Annotated in this window: 3 protein-coding genes; 1 reads left to right on the forward strand and 2 read right to left on the reverse strand. The window is 72.4% G+C overall.

Features of this window, described 5'->3' with window-relative positions; all coding sequences use genetic code 11:
* Positions 1-319: 319 nt before the first annotated feature.
* A complete protein-coding gene (locus GWI24_RS42125) occupies positions 320-2,440 on the reverse strand; it encodes a glycosyltransferase (RefSeq protein ID WP_210951300.1) in 2,121 nt (706 codons plus the stop codon).
* Between the two features lie 155 nt (positions 2,441-2,595).
* Between GWI24_RS42125 and GWI24_RS42130 the strand changes: the two genes are divergently transcribed.
* Entirely contained in the window at positions 2,596-3,381 is a 786-nt protein-coding gene (locus tag GWI24_RS42130) for a methyltransferase domain-containing protein (protein WP_210951301.1), read from the forward strand.
* 10 nt (positions 3,382-3,391) lie between these two features.
* On the opposite strand, the gene GWI24_RS47055 is transcribed toward GWI24_RS42130, so the two are convergent.
* Entirely contained in the window at positions 3,392-3,481 is a 90-nt protein-coding gene (locus tag GWI24_RS47055; protein ID WP_374103408.1) for a hypothetical protein, read from the reverse strand.
* Positions 3,482-3,510: the final 29 nt, after the last annotated feature.

Below are 3,510 nucleotides of genomic sequence, written 5' to 3' on the forward strand. Positions count from 1 at the left end.
GGCGCGGGGACGCCTGGTGGCGCGGATGGCCCCTGCACGGGGGTGCCCTGGCGTCCCATTGCGGGCATGCCCTGGGCCCCCTGCACGGGGATGCTCTGCGTGTCCGCCTTGGAGATGTCCCAGTCCCGCGCCGACGGCCGGTCCCCGGCGGTCCACCCGTCCAACCGATCGCTCATGGGCGGCAGTCTGCCGAGCGGCCGGAGGCGCCCGCCGTCCATTCATAGAGGTATGACAACTTCGGTGCCGCGTTGAACGCGGACCCGGTCGCCGTACGTCACCCCTCCGCACGTCACCCCTCCGCACGTCACCCCTCCGCACGTCACCTCGATGTCAGGCTCCGGTGCGCGGGTGCCTCGCCGAGCGCCTGCGCGGCCGTCCCGGAGCGCTGGATGCGGTGCCACCGCAGCCGCGTCCCGAGCAGGAGGGCGACCACGGACTGGATGACCACCAGATACATCAGCTGCCGGTAGACGAAGAGCTGGAACGGCAGGGACCACAGCGCCCGCATCCGCTCCCCGTCCAGCCGCAGCGCGTATCCGGCGCAGACCACCTGGATGGTGAGATAGCCGAACCACACCCCGGCCGCCTCCGCCGGGTCGAGGAAGAGCGCGCCGTACAGGGCGAAGAGGTCGATCACGGGCGCCAGCAGCGGCAGCAGCACCTGGAAGAGCATGAGGTAGCTGAGCCCCCGGCGGCCGAACCGCCCCACCGAGCCCAGCGAGATCATCGCGCGGCGGTGCTTCCACATGGCCTGGAGCGTGCCGTACCCCCAGCGGTACCGCTGCCGCCACAACTGGCGCAGCGAGGTGGGCACCTCGGTCCAGGCGACGGCGGTCTCCTCGTACACCACCCGCCAGCCCGCCCGCCACAGCGCCATGGTGAGGTCGGTGTCCTCGGCGAGGGTGTCCTCGCTGACCCCGCCGACGCCCATCACCGCGTCCCGCCGGAAGGCCCCGATGGCTCCGGGCACGGTCGGCATGCACTCCAGCACCTCGAACATCCGGCGGTCGAGGTTGAACCCGAAGACGTACTCCAGATGCTGCCACCTGCCCAGCAGACTGCGCCGGTTGCCCACCTTGGTGTTGCCGCTGACCGCGCCGATGGCCGGGTGGGCGAGCGGCTGGATGAGCTGGTGGATGGCGTCCGGTTCGAAGACGGTGTCGGCGTCGACCATCACCACGATGTCGTGCTTGGTGTGCACCAGACCGGTGTTGAGGGCGGCCGCCTTGCCCGCGTTGGGCTGTCGGACCACCAGCACCCGGCGGTCGTTGACGCTCGCGGCGATATCGGCCGTACGGTCCGTCGAGCCGTCGTCGATCACGACGATTTGCAGCCGCTGATGGGTGGAGGCGAGCAGTGAGCGGAGGGTGGCCTCGATGCCCGCCTCCTCGTTGTACGCGGGGATCAGCACCGTCACCGGCTCGTTGACCTGCTTCCCGGGCCGGAAGCGGGTGAGCCGCCGGACGTGGGTACGCGCGAACAGCACGAGCATCAGCAGCCGCAGCACCCCCAGCGCCCCGGCGATCCCCAGCACCCAGGCCATGGTGGACACAAAGCTCCGGCCGATGGCCGCGACCCAGATCAGCGCCTTGCCCTCCCAGCGCTCCAGGCCCGAGACCGGGACGTCGACCGGGGGCACGCCGAGCCCGCCGGTCACGGTGGTGAACTTCTTGGCCCGCGGGTCCTTGAGCAGCCTCTCCGTTTCCTGGTACGCGGTGTCCGTCTGGCTGAACTGCCGGACCATCCCCTGCGAGGGCTTCGTGCCCGACCGGTCGGCGGCCACCAGCGCATAGCCCTCCGCGGCCACGCGCCGCGCCGCCTGCCACTCGTCGCCGCACAGCGTGTCCACATCGGTGGTCAGCGGCAGCCGCAGCAGCCTCGGCTGGACCCCCACGGACCCCGCCAGCGCCGACTCGGTGAGGGACAGCTCCATCCGGGAGCGGCTGGCGGACGCCGTGCCCATGTCGGCGCCGGTGTAGGTGTTCGACCCGATCTCATGGCCCTCGGCGCGGATCCGGCGTACGAGGTCGGGGTACTGGGCCGCCTTGGCGCCGGAGACGAAGAACGTGGCCCGCGCGTCGTACCGGCGCAACAGGTCCAGCAGACGCGGCGTCTGGACGGGGTCCGGCCCGCCGTCGTAGGTCAGCGCCACCGTCCCGGCGGGCATCCCCACGGTCCGCACCCGGCCCCCGTTGATCTGCACCACCGGCCCGCCGTCGGCCAGCGCCCGCGGCACCGGGCTGGTGCACGGCCGCCGCGCCTTCGCCGCGTCCACCTCGTGGTTGGTCCAGCCCTGGAACATCAGCAGGCCGAACATGGCGGGAAGGACGAGGAGAAGGAGCAGCCAGTGCGCGCGCGGATCACGGGCCGCCTTGTGCCGACCTCCCCGGGACGGGTGGTTTGGTTCCTGGCGTTTTTTCGACCGGTTGCCCTCAAACATGGTTGGTCGCACCGTAGTTGCGGGACGCGCGGCGGAGCCGGAGAAGCAGCGGGAATGGATAAGAATTCCCGGGACGCTCCCCGCCGCGTGGCCGGATCGCGTAGTGGGCACGCGGAAGGCCCGCCTCCGCGGGTCGGCCCTGCTTGACTGACGCGATGACCTCTCCCGTTTCCTCCGTCTTCGAGACCACCAAGCCCGCGCCCGCCGACTACCTCACCCGGCTCGCCGCGAGTGACGCGGGGCGCGACTACAAGGGGCGGATGCTGGACGCCCTCGACCTCCGGGCCGGGCTGGCCGTCCTCGACGCGGGCTGCGGCCCCGGCGCCGATCTCCCGGCCCTCGCCGAGGCGGTGGCCCCGGGCGGTACGGTCATCGGGGTCGATCGCGACGAGGCGATGCTGGACGCGGCGGCGGCGCGCACGGCCGCGCATCCGTGCGTCGAGCTGCGGCGGGGCGATGTCCACGCCCTCCCTCTGGACGATGCCGCGGTGGACCGCGCCCGCACCGACCGGGTGCTGCAGCATGTGGCCGACCCGGCCCGCGCCCTCGCCGAGTTCCACCGGGTCCTGCGTCCTGGCGGGCGGCTGGTGATGGGCGAGCCCGACTGGGACACCCTCGCCGTCGACCATCCCGACCCGGCGCTCTCCCGTGCCTACACCCGCCACATCACCGAGCGGGTGATCCGCAACGCCACCATCGGCCGCCAGCTCGCCCGGCTCGCCACCGACGCCGGGTTCCGGGTGCCGGAGGTCATCCCGGCCACCCAGGTCTTCCGCGACGTCCGCACGGCGGACCGGGTCTTCGGATTCGAGCGCACCACCCGCCGTGCCGTCGAGGCCGGCTACCTCACCGAGGACCAGGCGGCCGCCTGGCTGCACCACCTGGCCCACGGCCCGTTCTTCGCCTCGGCGACGCTGTACGTGGTGGTGGCGGAGGCGTAGCCGGGCGGCCTCAGACGGGCCTGAACCAGGTGGCCAGGGCCTCGTGGAGACCGTCGTTCGTGGTGCCCTGCCAGGCGATGTAGCAGTCGGGCCGGAGCAGGAGTGCGGTGTCGAGGCCGGGGACGGTCG

It is taken from the genome of Streptomyces sp. MK37H (assembly GCF_018035285.1).
Taxonomy (GTDB): Bacteria; Actinomycetota; Actinomycetes; order Streptomycetales; family Streptomycetaceae; genus Streptomyces; species Streptomyces endocoffeicus.